This window comes from Microbulbifer mixtoriginis (SeqCode), from assembly GCF_052466765.1.
Window position 1 is genome coordinate 2,594,449 of sequence record NZ_CP174289.1, and the last position, 14,438, is coordinate 2,608,886.

Below are 14,438 nucleotides of genomic sequence, written 5' to 3' on the forward strand. Positions count from 1 at the left end.
CGCTCTTTGCGGCCGGGCCAGATTCTGCACAGGTTCCGCCGCCATCCAGGAACCGGATTAGAATCCCGATTTTTATGTTCCCGCACACCCTTTTCCTCTTCAGGATTGGCGCCATGCGGGCACAAGCGTTTTGAAGAGGCCAACAGATGTCCAAGGTATGTCAGGTAACCGGTAAGCGTCCGGTAACCGGAAACAATGTATCCCACGCTAAGAACCGCACCAAGCGTCGCTTCGTGCCGAACCTGCACAGCCACCGTTTCTGGGTTGAGTCCGAGAAGCGTTTTGTGAAACTGCGTGTTTCCGCAAAAGGCATGCGCGTTATCGATAAGAAAGGTATCGACGCTGTCCTGACTGAGCTGCGCGCCCGCGGCGAAAAAGTATAATTAGCTGTATTCAGCTAACTGATTGGAGATTGAGCAATGCGTGAGAAGATTCGTCTGAATTCCAGCGCCGGTACTGGCCACTTCTACACCACTACCAAGAACAAGCGCAACATGCCTGAGAAAATGGAGATCAAAAAGTACGATCCCGTTGTTCGCAAGCACGTTATGTACAAAGAAGGCAAAATCAAGTAATTGCCTTCCGCGTACTCGCAGAAGAGCCCGGTTCTTGCCGGGCTTTTTTGTGTCCGCTCCTCGGCTACAGCCATCGTGACATGAGAAATGCCTGAACTCCCAGAAGTAGAAACCACCTGCCGTGGCCTCGCCCCCCATCTAGAGGGACAGTGGGTGCGATCGGTTGTGGTGCGACAGGCGCGACTGCGCTGGCCTGTAGACCCGGACTTCGCCAAGCACATTAAAAATGCCCGTATTCTGAAGCTGGAGCGTCGCGCCAAATACTTACTGGTGCATACAGATAAGGGGTGTGCCATCTGGCATTTGGGGATGTCTGGAAGCCTGCGCCTGGTCGAGCAGGAAGAATCCCCTGAGAAGCACGACCATATCGACTGGCGACTCGATAGTGGCCTGACCCTGCGCTACAGGGATCCACGCCGGTTTGGCGCTCTTCTGTGGACCGCAGCAGACCCCCTGGCCCACGACCTACTCAGTCATTTAGGGCCAGAGCCGCTGTCGGAGAGTTTTAGTGGTGACTACCTGTTCGCCACTTCCCGCAAGCGTAAACAGTCGGTGAAAACGTTCATAATGGATGGGCGTATCGTGGTGGGGGTGGGGAATATTTATGCCAGTGAATCGCTATTCCTGGCAGGTATCCGCCCGGATCGTGAAGCGGGCTCTATTTCAAAAGCCCGCTATCTGCGCCTTGCAGAGGCGATCAAAAAGGTATTGAGTCGTGCCATTGCCCAAGGTGGCACTACCCTGCGGGACTTTATCGGTGGTGATGGCAAGCCGGGATATTTCGCCCAGGAACTCAATGTCTACGGCCGCGCGGGAGCACCTTGCCCCAGTTGTGGGAGACCGGTGCGGGATATGGCTCTGGGCCAGCGCAGTACCTTCTTTTGCACTCGTTGCCAGCGTTGAGTTTACTTTGCGGTAGGGCATTGGCGGGAATTTACTACTAATCTCAGAGTATTGCTGTCTGTGGAGATGGCCCGTGGTATTGGTACTGCCTTTTCTTACCGTTCTGATTGCAGCCTGGTATATATGGAAGCGCCGCCAGCGCGCGGCCACCCTGTGGTGGTTGTTGACTATGGTGATTTACATCATCTGGTTGATTTATCACTCGAACACAACGCTGGACCTCTCCTTCTAGCTGGGGTGCCGCTATGGTGTATATGGTCCGAAGGCTTGATGCCCTGGCTCTTCTTGGCCTCTCTGCGGTTCTCTGGGCGGCTTTTATCATCGAGCTTTACGAGCACCAACTGCCCTGCCCCAACTGCCTGCTTCAGCGTGTAGCCTTTACCATGGCTGGCTTGGGCTTGCTGATGAACCTGCGATTTGGTGTACGTCCCGCTCACTACGGAATTGTTATCCTCTCGAGTATTGCCGGGCTGGCTGCTGCCGGGCGCCAGGTGTTGTTGCATATTCTGCCCAATAACCCCGGATTTGGAGAGCCCTTTCTCGGCTTGCATCTCTATACCTGGGCGGCCGTGGCTTTTTTTGGGCTGCTTACTTATTGCGGGGTCGCAATGATGTTGGGTTTCTTGCGGCGCAACCTGTCACCGCGTCGATTCACCTTTCCCGAGAAATTTATCGCGGTGCTGTTTCTCACCATTGCCATGGCGAACCTGGCCAGCACCTTATTGGAGTGCGGTCTAGGTCCCTGTACGAGAGGCTCTTTCGGCTATCACTGGCTGTGGCCTTGAGAAAATCGTTGAATTGCTAGTCTCGCTGAATTTTTTCACAGTGGAAAATTGAGGGGATAGGGCAAATCCGTGGGAAGCTATATGCGTTTATTCAGTTTGCTATCGGTTCTTTTGCTCCTCTCCTGTGATCCTCTAGAAAAGAGCGTGGGCTCCATTCCCACCGCCAATCCCACCCCAAGCAAGCCCGCTCAGTTAATTGTCCGCAACGCCACCATATATACCGCGGATAAAGCCCGATCTATTGCTGCGGCGATGGCAATCAGGGGTGGGCGAATTGTCTTTGTCGGCACTGAGGCAGGTGTTGAGGCTTATATTGGCGGGGATACTGAAATTGTAGATCTGAATGGTAAGCTGGTTTTACCTGGCTTTTTCCAAAGGGCAAAAATTCGGGGGGCGGCATCCAGAATCAACTTATTTTCTGGAGGCTCTATTGAAGATTACCGTTTGGCGGTAGCGCGATATATTCGAGAGAATCCGCATCAGCAAGTGATTGTGGGTGATGGTTGGAATTTGCAGGCATTTTCTGTTGAGCCTCCGCACAAAGGGATTCTCGATCAAATTAATGACCTGATCCCGATTATTTTATTTTCTTCAGACCGAAACAATATCTGGACAAATTCAGAAGGTCTGGCTGCCACAGGAATTAATAACGATAGTGTGAACCCTCCTAATGGATTTATAGAAAAAAACGAACACGGCATTGCTACTGGTTGGTTGCGGGGGCCTGGCGCTGTCGCACTAATAGAGAAATTGATCCCGCAGGACATAAACGGAGATTACCGAAAAGACTTGCTCAGTATGCAAGATTTAGCGGTTAGTAATGGTGTGACAAGTCTCTATGATTCCGTTGTTGTATTAAAAGATGAGGAAGGTCAAAAGCGTTATTTTGATCAAATATCCGAAATTGAACCCATGGGTTTTCGCGTGCTTGCCTCAATGGCGGTTAGTACAGATTTTGCCGACAAAGATTTTAGTTCGTTGCAGCAAAAGGTTAGTCAAATAACAATCGATGACTTTAGGCTGATTTCGATAAGTTATATTGGATGGTTACCGGAAAATTTAAGGGTGTGGATCACTACTGAACCAATCTCAAGAACTACTGGTTCGCTTAAAGAGGTTATTAGTTTGGCGCAAAGGGCGAACGCTCACCAATTTCCCATACAGATTTTGGTTTCTGGAGAAGAGGAAACTGATAAAGCTTTAAATATGCTGGAAAAGTTGGAGGGGGGCGACACCAAAATACGCAATGCAATTGTTAATGCTTCTTTAGATAAAGAGTCCACTCTGGATCAGCTTTCCCAGATGCATAGTGCCGTATTTGTACAGCCAAAAAATATTTTCCTCTTGTATAGCGGCCGAGAAGGTTCAACTGGGGGTGGAGTTTTAGAGGGTGGAGAAAAATATATTCCCATGAGTGTATCTTTATTATCTTCTGACCCCTCTCAGATTCTTGGCATGGTGGATCCAATGGCGGTTATTTATCGGGGATTAAATCTAGGAATTTCTATTTATGACCTAGTTGAGGCTTTTACAATTAATGCTGCCTATTCTGGAGGCTTGGAAAAGGAAACGGGCAGTATCGAAAAGGGTAAGTGGGCTGATTTTATTGTTTTAGATAGAAATATATTTAATATTTCTAAAAATCAGGTTGGTGAAGCCAAAGTGATAAAGACTTTTTATAAGGGACGATCGGTATTTGATCGAAAATCTTTAAGAAATTTAGGTGATGAACCAAGATCAATACAGCTAGACAACTTCTAAACTTTGTTGCATTGGGTTAAATTCAAATATAAGAAAGATATTCGGCTTTATAAGTATGTTTTTCTATAAATTCTAAAAAATCTTTTGGCGGCTCCAGTGCACTGAGCCCAAGTTCAAAGATTTTCTTGCTGACTTTTGCGGCTGTATTTTGGGATATTTCTAAAATTTTTGATTGTGGCGGAAACAGACAGCCCTGCTGCAGCAGATCTTGACCGACTTGCTCAGCAACTCCACGGGCGGCCTCAATAAATAGTGAATCGGGCACACGTTTAGCACTTGTTGCATAAATTGCCATTGCTACCGCGGGGAAGATATATAAATTATTCGCTTGGCCTGGCAAATAGGTTTTTCCATGCAGTGTGACCTTGGGGAATTGTACGCCGGCGGCATAGATGGCTCGGCCCTGACTCCAACTGTAGGCCTGCTCCGCACTGCATTCGGCATGTTCGGTTGGGTTGGACAGAGCAAAAATAATGGGTCGCGGGTTGTGTGCGGCCATAGTTTCCACGACTTCCTGGGTAAATAATTGGCCAACAGTACTGACGCCAATCAAGGTGGTTGGCTTGTGAGTTTTTATGGCCTCCAATAATTGTGAAGTTGGGGATTGGTCGTGTGCGTAGGGGCGCTGGAAGTCGAAAAGGTCTTCGCGACTTTTTACCAGTAGTCCCTTTTCATCGAACATAATAATGCGGGCTTGGGCCTCTTCCCTACTGAGCCCCTCATTGACCAGTTCACTCACAAATAAATCCGCAAGCCCTATGCCGGCAGAGCCGGCACCGGCGAAGAAGATTTTTTCATCCTTTAACGAGCCCTGTTTGATTTTCAGGGCGTTGATCATGCCGGCCAGGGCAATGCCCGCAGTGCCTTGGATATCATCGTTATAGCAGCAGGCCCTGTCTCGATATCGTTGCAGCAGGTGGACGGCGTCACTACCGGTCCAGTCCTCAAAGTGCAGACAGCAGTGTGGATAGCGCTGCTGAACAGTGTCCACAAATTCATCCACAAAACGGTAAAGCGTCTCAGTATCCGGGCGTTTACGACGCAGGCCTACATAGAGAGGGTCTGTGAGTACTTGTTCATTATCGGTGCCGGCATCTAAAAAGAGTGGCAGTAAATGCTCTGGCGGTACGCCCCCGGCGGCGGTGTAAAGCTGCAGTTTACCAATGGGGATACCCATGCCATTCGCGCCGATATCCCCGAGCCCCAGAATTCGTCCGCCATTGGTGACACAAATAAATCGAATGTCCCGGTCCGGCCAGTGAGATAGGGAGTCGGCGATACTGCCCTTCTGTGCAATAGACAGATAGACACCCCTGACCCTGCGCATGATATGGCTGAACTTGGTACAGGCTTCACCGATAGTGGGATCGTAAATGATCGGAAGGAAGCGCACCGGATCGGACATCACCACTCGGTAAAAGAGCGTCTCGTTGGTATCCAGTAGACCGGTCAGGTAGACAAATCGATCGATATCCGAATGTTTGTGGCTCAGTTGCATCATCACCCGCTCTACCTGGGTTTCGATGGTTTCCAGAGCGTAGGGAATCAGGCCGTTAAGGCCAAACTTGTTGCGTTCCGCTTCTGTAAAAGCAGTGCCCTTATTGGTGCTGGGGTCGTGCAGGAGTTTGATGCCAGTGGCATCTACTTTGCGGTGGTCCAAGAGGGGCCCTCCAGTTGCGTTTTGGCTTACGCTAGTTAGGGGGAAGTATGGACCACTCTAAAGAAGGGGCGCGCTATCCGGAAAGCTGGTTTATGAATGACAGCCTGCTAGGGGGGATGGTTTTGAGGAGGCATGCAATATGCCTCCTCCAGAAAATCAGTGCCCCAGCGCACTGCCTTCCCGGCGGGGGTCGGCACCGCCGTGGAGTGTATTGTTTTTTACCGCGATTGCATGAATGCCGCTGTTGAGATCGCGCTCGACGACCTCATGCCCGCGTGCCCTGAGTTTATTGATGGTGTCCTGGCTAAAGAAACCGGGTTCAAGTTCGACACGCCGCCCGATAGCGCCAATGTTGCCGGCTGCAATGGCATCGGCAATGGGCACATTCAGCCCCAGATGGTAGAGAATGGTGCGGGCGGTGTAGTCGATAATACGTGACCCCCCGGGTGAGCCCACCAGTAGGCGTAGGCTGCCATCTTTATTAAATACCACCGTTGGCGACATGGAAGAGCGAGGTCGTTTGCCGGCCTGGATACGATTCGCCACCAACTGCCCTTCGGCCGTTTTTGGGGTAAAGGAAAAATCGGTCAACTGGTTATTCAGCAGAAAACCCTTTACCAGCAGGCGAGAGCCAAAGCCCGTTTCGATGCTGCTGGTCATGCTGACGCCATTGCCGTAGCGATCCACAAAGACCAAATGGCTGGTGTTGGGCATCTCAGGTGATTGGGCCGTGAGGCGCTTGGTCGCCCCAGTGTTCGGATTGCCGGGCTTGGCTATGCTGGCGCTGTCAGGGTCAATCAGGGTCGCACGTTCGCTTAAGTAAGCGGGGGATACCAAAGCCTTACTGGGCACACTGATGAAATCCGAGTCGGCCGAATAGGTGTTGCGATCGGCAAAGGCCAGTTCTGAGGCTTCGATAAACAAATGGGTGAGAAGGTCGTCCCCGGCTTCCATTTCAGCGATGGGAAAAGCTTGCAGCATGCCCAAAATGCCGCCCACGGTGGTGCCGCCGGATGAGGGGGCATCCGCACCACAGATCTGGTATTCGAGAAAAGCGGAACAGAGGGGCTGGCGCTGTTTGGCCCGATAATTGGCCATATCCTCAAGGCTGAGCAGACCGGGGTTTTCAGTGTCGCCGCGAACGGCCTTGACGACCGCCTCGGCGATCTCTCCTTTATAAAAAGCGTTCGCACCATCGCTGGCAATCATGCGCAGGGTGCGGGCATATTCCGGATTCTTCAGCCGGTGGCCCACCGGCAGGGGCCTGCCGTCGCTGTCAAAGAAATAACTGGCGATCGCCGGTCTTGCATCTACATGGGGTAGTCTGCTCAACAATTTGTGCAGACGTGGAGAGACTTCAAAGCCGCTTTCGGCTAGCTGGATGGCTGGCTGGAATAAAACTTCCCATGGCAGTTTGCCATCGCGCTGGTGCGCCATTTCCAACATGCGGATGACGCCAGGGACGCCCACTGAGTAGCCGCCAATAACCGCTTGCATAAATGAACGCGGTCTACCGTCGTGCATAAAGTAGTTTTCATCCACCTCTGCCGGAGCGGTTTCCCGGCCATCGTAATAGCGCAGCTGTTTATCTTTGGCGTCGTAGCTCAGCATAAAGGCGCCACCGCCAATACCCGATGACTGGGGCTCCACCAGCCCGAGTACCAACTGAGCGGTGATGGCTGCATCCACGGCACTACCGCCCTGCGCGAGGATTTGTTCGGCGGCGCGACTCGCGTGGGGGTTGGCGGTCACCGCCATATAGGATTTGGCCGTGGCAGACTTGATGGCACTGCGGCCGGTATCGACTTCCGGTTGCGGCTCATCGGCCATGGCCGGAGATAGAACAAGGGCGAGAGCGAGGAGAATGTGACGCACGAAACACTCCGCGGATTGTGGAAAAATCCGCTCGAGTGTATCAGAAATAACCAATTCGGGAGTTAGCGGAATTTCTCTTCCAGTGCCGCTTGTACAGCACTTGGAACAAATTTTGTGACATCTCCACCGAGAGAGGCAATTTCTCTAACCAAAGAGGAAGAGATATAGGACAAATGTTCTGCTGGGGTCAGGAACAGGCTTTCCATATTCGGCGCCAGTTGGCGGTTCATATTAGCCAGCTGAAACTCGTATTCGAAGTCGGATACTGCGCGCAGGCCGCGTAGAACCCCATAGGCATCCACCTGGCGTACCAGGTCAGCCAGTAGGATATCGAAGCCGATGACTTCCACATTGGGCAGGTGGCCGAGTACGCGCTGGGAGAGCTCCACCCGCTCATCCAGTGTAAATAAAGGATTCTTTCGATTACTGGCGGCTACGGCCACGATGACGTGGTCAAACAAGCGACAGGCCCGCTCCACCAAATCGAGATGACCATTGGTGATTGGGTCGAAAGTTCCGGGGTAGACAACTTTTTTCATACGCCAAGGATAAATGCGGGCTGAAAGGGATGCGAATGGTAAACAATTTACGGCTAAGGCTCAAAACCGAATGCGTTAACCTGATCCGCTGACCGGTCAGTGTTCAGTGGTTGCATCGGAGTTATTACTAAACAGTCGCATACAGACCTGACCAGCGCGCTTTTCCTTGATTAACGACCAGTCGTTCGCAGTAGAAATAACAGTGTCTCGGGGTGTCTCGATATAAATCAAAGCGCCTTCTGAGAGCCTGCCAGTGAGAGCGCCGAGACTCTCCTGCCACAAATCGTCTGCAAAGGGCGGATCGATAAAGACAATATCGTAAGGCTTGCCGCCACCGACCAAAAAATCTGCTGCCCGGCAGTTATGCACCTCGCCATCTGTGGCTTCGAGTAGCTGGAGTTGCTGGTTTAGGGTGCGTGCAGCCTGGGGATTCAGTTCGACGAAATCCACTGAGGCCGCGCCACGGGATAGAGATTCCAGACCCAGGGCGCCGGAGCCGGCGAAGAGGTCGAGGCATTGTGCGCCAGGCAGGTGAAACTGCAACCAGTTGAACAGGGTTTCGCGCAGGCGATCGCCGGTAGGTCTCAATCCCTCAACCGGGGCAAATTGCAATTTGCGCCCGCGCCACTGCCCTCCGATGATGCGCAATTGGGAAAGAGGCTGTGTGCTTTGCTTGCGCGATGAACTTCTGGCCAAGGTAACTCTCTACTGGGGGCTTAGCGATGCTAAGATTAGCGTCTTTCTGCAAGCGGTACACCCGGATAAACGAATGATCTTTGATTTCCTGCGCAAAAAGAAAAAGCGCAAGCCCGAACAAAGCGAGCCCCAAGGGGAGCAGGCCGAAGCGGTTGGCTCACCAGAGGAGGCCCCGGCGGAAGAGTGGCAGGAGCCATCTGTCACCGATAAAGAGCCCGCTGCACCCCAGGAGGCCGCTGCCGAGTCGGCAGAGGCGCCCGCTCCAGAGGTGGAACAAGCGACTGCTGATGTGCAGGAACCTTCCACAGAAGCTGTTGAGCCGTCGCCCGCTAGTACAGCCAATGCGCAGCCCGAAATTCCGTCTAGCCCTGAATCTGAGTTGCCAGCCGATATTACAGCAGCAGCGTCAGAACCGGCTCCTCGGGTTCAGGAGCCAGCGCCCAAGCCCACCCCCGTGCAGGAAAAACCCGTAGCGAAAAAGAAAGAGGGTTTCTTTGCACGTATTCGCCGCGGGCTCAGCCGCACCAGCAATCAGTTTGTCGAGGGCATGGGCAACCTGTTCCTCGGAGCCAAAGAAATCGATGAAGATCTGTTGGAAGAGCTGGAAACCCAGCTGCTGATGGCAGATGTGGGTGTCGAGGCCACCAGTGAAATTGTTGAACGCCTCACTGAGCGCGTCTCGCGCCGCGAGCTGGCCGATGGGGATGCGCTCTATAAAGCGCTGCAGCAGGAGTTGGCAGAGCTGCTCGACAGTGTCGACGCGCCTTTGGTGCTGGATACCAGTAAAAAGCCCTATGTGATTTTGGTGGTGGGCGTTAACGGCGTTGGTAAGACCACCACCATCGGCAAGCTGGCGCACCGTTTCCTCGGCGAGGGCAAATCGGTGATGCTGGCCGCCGGCGACACTTTCCGCGCCGCTGCGGTAGAGCAGTTACAGGTTTGGGGGCAGCGCCACGATGTGCCGGTGGTGGCTCAGCATACCGGTGCTGACAGCGCCTCGGTAATTTTTGATGCCGTGCAGTCGGCCCAGGCCCGTGGTATTGATGTGGTGATCGCCGATACAGCCGGCCGCCTGCACACCAAGTCCAACCTGATGGAAGAGTTGACCAAGGTGCGCCGCGTAATGGGCAAGCTGGATCCCAGCGCTCCCCACGAGGTGCTATTGGTGCTGGATGCCGGCACCGGCCAGAATGCAATTAACCAGGCTGCGCAATTCCGCGAGGCGGCCGGTGTCACCGGCCTGGTACTCACTAAGCTTGACGGCACCGCCAAGGGTGGCGTGATCTTTGCCCTGGCGCGGCGTTTCGGTATTCCTGTGCGCTTTATCGGTGTGGGTGAACAGGCTGAGGATCTGCAGCCGTTCCGCGCGCGCGAATTTGTCTCGGCGCTGTTTGGCCGCGATACCGCTTGATCGCTACTAAACCCTCTTAGGGAATAACAAGAACAAAATCGTGATCACCTTTGACAATGTGAATAAGCGCTATGCATCGGGGCAGGACGCCCTGGTGCGTATCAGCTTGGAAGTCCCCCGCGGCGATATGGTGTTTCTCACCGGTCATTCAGGTGCGGGTAAGAGCACACTTTTGCGGCTGTTGACCGCCATCGAGCGCCCCACTAAAGGCTCGATTTTGGTCGCAGGGCAGAATCTCAACCGCCTGCGCAATAGCCAGATCCCCTATTACCGCCGCAACCTGGGTATCGTTTTTCAAAACCACCAGCTGCTGTTTGATCGCAGTGTGTTCGACAATATCGCTCTGCCACTGGCAGTGGCCGGCTGCAGCAAACGCGAAGTGGGCCGCCGGGTGCGTGCCGCTCTAGACAAGGTAGGCCTCCTGGACAAGGAGAAACATAATCCCATTACCCTGTCTGGAGGGGAGCAGCAGCGGGTGGGTATCGCCCGCGCAGTGGTGAACAAGCCGGCGATCCTGGTAGCGGATGAGCCTACAGGTAATCTGGACCCTCAGCTGTCACAGGAGATCATGCAACTGTTTTCCGACTTTAATGCTGTGGGCGTCACTGTATTGGTGGCAAGCCACGACCTGGAATTGATAGCGCGCATGCGCCGGCGGGTATTGACCCTGCAAGCCGGTCAGTTGATCTACGACGGAGTCCCGAGCCGTGAAGCACACCCAGTCTAGAGCCCAGCGCCCGGCGAGTAGTGGCATTGAAAAGCGCCCGCGTAGCAGTGGCGCGGTGGCTGCTCGCACCGGTATTTCGGATCGCTGGCAGTCCTGGCTCGACCACCATCGCCAGGTAGCGCGAGAATCCCTGCGTCGTTTTTTCGCTACGCCCATGGCTAGTGCTATGACCGCCCTGGTAATCGCTATCGCCCTGGCTCTGCCCGCCGCTTTGCAACTTGGGTTGGCAAATTTTCAGCGCGCTGTGGCCGGCTGGGATGGCCAGCCGCAGATTTCAGTATTTCTCAATAAGAGAGCGCAGAAAACGGCAGTAGACTCCTTCGCCGCCAAACTGCGCAGCGACCCGGCCATCGCAGAGGTGACTTATATTTCTCCGGAAGCGGCGCTGGCGGAATTCGAGCAGGCTTCCGGGCTCGGCGACCTCCTGGTGGGGCTCGATGCCAACCCTCTGCCGGCAGTATTGCTGCTGCGCCCGCGAGATACCCATAACAGCGAAAAATTGCAGCGCATTGTGGATAACCTACAGGAGCACGCCCTGAGTGACTCGGTGGTGCTCGATCTGGCCTGGGTGCAGCGCCTAACCCAGCTGACGGAGCTGGGGCAACGGATGTCCGCAGGGCTCGCGCTGCTGTTGGCGCTGGGGGTTATCCTGGTGGTGGTCAATACGATTGGCCTGCACATTGAGAGCCGCCGGGAGGAAATCCTGGTGGTAAAGCTTGTGGGTGGCACAAATGCTTTTGTGCGTAGACCTTTCCTCTACAGTGGTCTCTGTTATGGGGCTTTTGGCGGACTGCTGGCATGGGCTCTGTTACTGGGGGCGGTGTTGCTATTGTCCGGGCCGATCTCAGGCCTCTCCTCTAGCTACGGTAGTAATTACAGCCTAGTGGGGCCCGGTTTCAGCTATTTTGTTGGCCTTATCGGTGGCGCTGCTTTGCTTGGGCTGCTGGGGGCCTGGCTGGCGGCGGGCCGTCACTTGCGCGAGATCGAACCCAGCTGAGACGAGTGTTTACACGCCTTGGTTTAGCCAAGAAGCGTAAAGCTGTAGCGAATTGGGGAACCTAGCTGGGATTTGGTCCCTCTAAACGGCTGCAATACAAGGGAATACGGCAGTTGGCGGCGGACTTTCTTAACCGCTCGTGCAAGTGCTACACTGAGTCCAGCCTGTTGCCGGATAAAGTGTCCGACGACAGCGGCCGCTGGAATCGGCCGACTAATAATGAGAGGAGAAACCTGAATGGGAACCAGCCTACAGCCAGTGCATACGCTGTCTCCGGGCGCCAACCTGGGAGCTTACATCCAGACCGTCAGCAGCTTCGATGTGCTGTCCGCGGAGGAAGAAAAGCGCCTGGCAGAGGACCTCTATTATCGCGAAGATATTAACGCGGCCCGCCAACTGGTCATGTCCCACTTGCGCTTTGTCGTACATATTGCGAAGTCTTATTCTGGCTATGGACTCAACCAGTCGGATCTGGTGCAGGAAGGCAATGTTGGCCTGATGAAAGCGGTTAAACGCTTTAACCCCGAGAAAGGGGTACGTTTGGTCTCCTTTGCGGTGCACTGGATCAAAGCGGAAATACACGAATTTATCCTGCGCAACTGGCGCATCGTAAAGATCGCTACCACCAAGGCACAGCGCAAGTTGTTCTTCAACCTGCGTGGTCAGAAGAAGAAACTGGCCTGGCTGAGCAACGATGAAGCCAAAGCGGTGGCTAAAGATTTGAATGTGGATGTCGCCCAAGTCCATGAGATGGAGGGCCGCCTTGCCGCTCATGATGCCGCATTTGATGCGGGGGTGGACGACGATGACGACACCGCCTGGCAAGCGCCGGCACACTACCTGGAAGACCGCAGTTATGACCCGGCAGCTCAGTTGGAGCGGGATAACTGGCAGGAAACCAGCTTCAACAGTCTGGCCAATGCTATGGAGCAGCTCGACGAGCGCAGCCGCGATATTATCCAGGCACGCTGGCTGAGCGAGGAGAAATCCACTCTGCACGAGTTGGCAGATAAATACGGAGTCTCCGCCGAACGTATCCGTCAGCTGGAGAAGAACGCCATGAAAAAAGTGCGTGCGGCTATGGAGGCCTGATAGCGCACTTTGGCAGTTCGGAAAAAACCGCGCAGCAGCGCGGTTTTTTTATTTCTGCGATGCATGGACCCGCTTCGTCGGGCGCAAAAAAATGGGATAAGCCATGGCTAAAGTTTACCTTCTACTCGCCGCATTATTTGGCGCCAGTGGCGTTGCTCTCGGTGCCTTTGGCGCACACGGCCTGCGTGGCAAGGTCGCCGAGCCGCTATTGGAAGCCTATAAGACCGGTGTGCAGTACCAGATGATCCACGTCCTGGCGCTATTGGCTGTGGCGCTGCTGATACAGAATTGGGGAGAACGTCTGTCACTCACTCTGAGCGGCGCTTTCTTTATATTTGGCTTGGTGTTTTTTTCCGGTAGTCTCTACGCCCTTACCCTGGGTGGGCCGCGTTGGCTGGGGCCGATTACACCGATTGGTGGGTTATTGATGATCGCCGGCTGGGTGACACTGTTTATTGCCGCCGTGAATGCCCCTAAATAGCCGGGCTGTCGCCTATCAAAACCCGAATAAGAGAAAACCGTTTCGCATAAGAGGTCGCGAACAATGCAAGACGAATCCGCGGAAGAGTTTCCCTACCGCACCGAGTACAAGAAAAAATCTATCCGCAGCTACGTGATTCGTGCGGGGCGGATGACTGAGGGGCAGCGCCGCGCCTTTGATACTTACTGGGGAAAATATGGTCTGTCGCTCTTCGATGGCCCTCTGAATCCAGTTGAGGCATTTGGCCGTGAGGCTCCGCTTGTGTTGGAGATCGGTTTTGGTATGGGCGACTCACTGCTTGCCATGGCCCAGGCCGAACCGGATAAGAATTTTATTGGTATTGAGGTGCATCCTCCCGGTGTGGGTCGGTTGATTAACAATGCCGGTAAAGCCGGGATTGATAATCTCAAAATTTATATGGCCGATGCGGTGGATGTTTTGAATGACTGCATTGGGGATGGCATTCTGGACAGGTTCCAATTGTATTTTCCCGATCCCTGGCATAAGAAGAAGCACCATAAGCGCCGCATCGTGCAGCCGCAGTTTGTGCGCCTGATTTGCAGCAAGCTGAAAACCGGCGGTGTTATGCATATGGCTACGGACTGGCAGAATTATGCCGAGCATATGCTGGAAGTGTTGCAAGCGGAGTCACTGCTGGAAAATACCTCCTCCAATGATGACTATGTCGAGCGTCCAGAGTGGCGCCCGGAAACCAAGTTTGAGCGCCGCGGCCAGCGTCTTGGGCACGGTGTCTGGGACCTGGTGTACCGCCGCCTGCCCGGAGAAGCTCCTGCCCTGGCGCCGAGCGAAGAGACTGTTGAAAAGCCTTCCAAGCCGGCACCGGAGGTCGAATAACATCCAATTTGCCACTTGGAGAGTTTTAGCAATAAGCGCCGACTGCAAGTCGGCGTTCTCCCCCACCTGCGGCAGTACCCC

The 14,438-nt window shown here is 54.0% G+C and carries 16 protein-coding genes; 12 read left to right on the forward strand and 4 right to left on the reverse strand.

Annotation, left to right across the window (positions count from 1 at the left end):
* The first annotated feature begins 146 nt into the window (after positions 1–146).
* From rpmB to ACJJIV_RS11500, 6 genes are all read left to right on the forward strand, one after another.
* Complete coding sequence (gene rpmB / locus ACJJIV_RS11475) at positions 147–383, forward strand: 50S ribosomal protein L28 (protein ID WP_020413982.1); 237 nt, start codon at positions 147–149, stop codon at positions 381–383.
* A 36-nt stretch (positions 384–419) separates the two neighbouring features.
* On the forward strand, positions 420–575 hold the full coding sequence (gene rpmG, locus ACJJIV_RS11480) for a 50S ribosomal protein L33 (RefSeq protein WP_020413983.1): 156 nt from the start codon (positions 420–422) through the stop codon (positions 573–575).
* Between the two features lie 87 nt (positions 576–662).
* Positions 663–1,478 carry a bifunctional DNA-formamidopyrimidine glycosylase/DNA-(apurinic or apyrimidinic site) lyase gene (mutM, locus tag ACJJIV_RS11485; RefSeq protein ID WP_444889039.1) on the forward strand — a complete coding sequence of 272 codons (816 nt, stop codon included), beginning with the start codon at positions 663–665 and terminating at the stop codon, positions 1,476–1,478.
* Between the two features lie 73 nt (positions 1,479–1,551).
* Positions 1,552–1,710 (forward strand): DUF5993 family protein, encoded by a 159-nt coding sequence (locus ACJJIV_RS11490; RefSeq protein WP_252083875.1) that lies wholly within the window; start codon positions 1,552–1,554, stop codon positions 1,708–1,710.
* Between the two features lie 13 nt (positions 1,711–1,723).
* Complete coding sequence (locus tag ACJJIV_RS11495; RefSeq protein ID WP_444889040.1) at positions 1,724–2,263, forward strand: disulfide bond formation protein B; 540 nt, start codon at positions 1,724–1,726, stop codon at positions 2,261–2,263.
* A gap of 81 nt (positions 2,264–2,344) precedes the next feature.
* Entirely contained in the window at positions 2,345–4,024 is a 1,680-nt protein-coding gene (locus tag ACJJIV_RS11500; protein ID WP_444889041.1) for an amidohydrolase, read from the forward strand.
* A gap of 22 nt (positions 4,025–4,046) precedes the next feature.
* On the opposite strand, the gene ACJJIV_RS11505 is transcribed toward ACJJIV_RS11500, so the two are convergent.
* The 4 genes from ACJJIV_RS11505 to rsmD form a co-directional block, all read right to left on the reverse strand.
* Complete coding sequence (locus tag ACJJIV_RS11505) at positions 4,047–5,684, reverse strand: NAD-dependent malic enzyme (protein ID WP_444889042.1); 1,638 nt, start codon at positions 5,682–5,684, stop codon at positions 4,047–4,049.
* Between the two features lie 156 nt (positions 5,685–5,840).
* Positions 5,841–7,559 carry a gamma-glutamyltransferase gene (gene ggt, locus ACJJIV_RS11510; RefSeq protein ID WP_444889043.1) on the reverse strand — a complete coding sequence of 573 codons (1,719 nt, stop codon included), beginning with the start codon at positions 7,557–7,559 and terminating at the stop codon, positions 5,841–5,843.
* Positions 7,560–7,621: 62 nt separating this feature from the next.
* On the reverse strand, positions 7,622–8,098 hold the full coding sequence (gene coaD, locus ACJJIV_RS11515; RefSeq protein ID WP_252083870.1) for a pantetheine-phosphate adenylyltransferase: 477 nt from the start codon (positions 8,096–8,098) through the stop codon (positions 7,622–7,624).
* Positions 8,099–8,194: 96 nt separating this feature from the next.
* Positions 8,195–8,794 carry a 16S rRNA (guanine(966)-N(2))-methyltransferase RsmD gene (gene rsmD / locus ACJJIV_RS11520; RefSeq protein WP_444889044.1) on the reverse strand — a complete coding sequence of 200 codons (600 nt, stop codon included), beginning with the start codon at positions 8,792–8,794 and terminating at the stop codon, positions 8,195–8,197.
* A gap of 379 nt (positions 8,795–9,173) precedes the next feature.
* On the opposite strand from rsmD, the gene ftsY reads away from it, so the two are divergent.
* The 6 genes from ftsY (at position 9,174) to trmB (ending at position 14,357) form a co-directional block, all read left to right on the forward strand.
* Positions 9,174–10,205 (forward strand): signal recognition particle-docking protein FtsY, encoded by a 1,032-nt coding sequence (ftsY, locus tag ACJJIV_RS11525; protein ID WP_444891714.1) that lies wholly within the window; start codon positions 9,174–9,176, stop codon positions 10,203–10,205.
* A gap of 40 nt (positions 10,206–10,245) precedes the next feature.
* On the forward strand, positions 10,246–10,932 hold the full coding sequence (ftsE, locus tag ACJJIV_RS11530) for a cell division ATP-binding protein FtsE (protein ID WP_252083868.1): 687 nt from the start codon (positions 10,246–10,248) through the stop codon (positions 10,930–10,932).
* Complete coding sequence (gene ftsX / locus ACJJIV_RS11535; protein WP_444889045.1) at positions 10,913–11,929, forward strand: permease-like cell division protein FtsX; 1,017 nt, start codon at positions 10,913–10,915, stop codon at positions 11,927–11,929. Before ftsE ends, ftsX begins: the two co-directional genes overlap by 20 nt.
* A 237-nt stretch (positions 11,930–12,166) precedes the next feature.
* Positions 12,167–13,021 carry an RNA polymerase sigma factor RpoH gene (rpoH, locus tag ACJJIV_RS11540; protein ID WP_252083866.1) on the forward strand — a complete coding sequence of 285 codons (855 nt, stop codon included), beginning with the start codon at positions 12,167–12,169 and terminating at the stop codon, positions 13,019–13,021.
* A gap of 103 nt (positions 13,022–13,124) precedes the next feature.
* The gene (locus ACJJIV_RS11545) at positions 13,125–13,502 is read left to right on the forward strand and encodes a DUF423 domain-containing protein (RefSeq protein WP_444889046.1); all 378 of its coding nucleotides are present in this window, start codon (positions 13,125–13,127) and stop codon (positions 13,500–13,502) included.
* A gap of 63 nt (positions 13,503–13,565) precedes the next feature.
* A complete protein-coding gene (gene trmB, locus ACJJIV_RS11550; protein ID WP_444889047.1) occupies positions 13,566–14,357 on the forward strand; it encodes a tRNA (guanosine(46)-N7)-methyltransferase TrmB in 792 nt (263 codons plus the stop codon).
* Positions 14,358–14,438: the final 81 nt, after the last annotated feature.

What these genes read in the sequence shown, in the direction of transcription:
- trmB (WP_444889047.1), top strand. Translation starts at nt 13,566, where the DNA reads ATGCAAGACGAATCCGCGGAAGAGTTTCCCTACCGCACCGAGTACAAG.
- mutM (WP_444889039.1), top strand. Translation starts at nt 663, where the DNA reads ATGCCTGAACTCCCAGAAGTAGAAACCACCTGCCGTGGCCTCGCCCCC.
- ACJJIV_RS11545 (WP_444889046.1), top strand. Translation starts at nt 13,125, where the DNA reads ATGGCTAAAGTTTACCTTCTACTCGCCGCATTATTTGGCGCCAGTGGC.
- ACJJIV_RS11495 (WP_444889040.1), top strand. Translation starts at nt 1,724, where the DNA reads ATGGTGTATATGGTCCGAAGGCTTGATGCCCTGGCTCTTCTTGGCCTC.
- rpmG (WP_020413983.1), top strand. Translation starts at nt 420, where the DNA reads ATGCGTGAGAAGATTCGTCTGAATTCCAGCGCCGGTACTGGCCACTTC.
- rpmB (WP_020413982.1), top strand. Translation starts at nt 147, where the DNA reads ATGTCCAAGGTATGTCAGGTAACCGGTAAGCGTCCGGTAACCGGAAAC.
- coaD (WP_252083870.1), bottom strand. Translation starts at nt 8,098, where the DNA reads ATGAAAAAAGTTGTCTACCCCGGAACTTTCGACCCAATCACCAATGGT.
- ACJJIV_RS11500 (WP_444889041.1), top strand. Translation starts at nt 2,345, where the DNA reads ATGCGTTTATTCAGTTTGCTATCGGTTCTTTTGCTCCTCTCCTGTGAT.
- rpoH (WP_252083866.1), top strand. Translation starts at nt 12,167, where the DNA reads ATGGGAACCAGCCTACAGCCAGTGCATACGCTGTCTCCGGGCGCCAAC.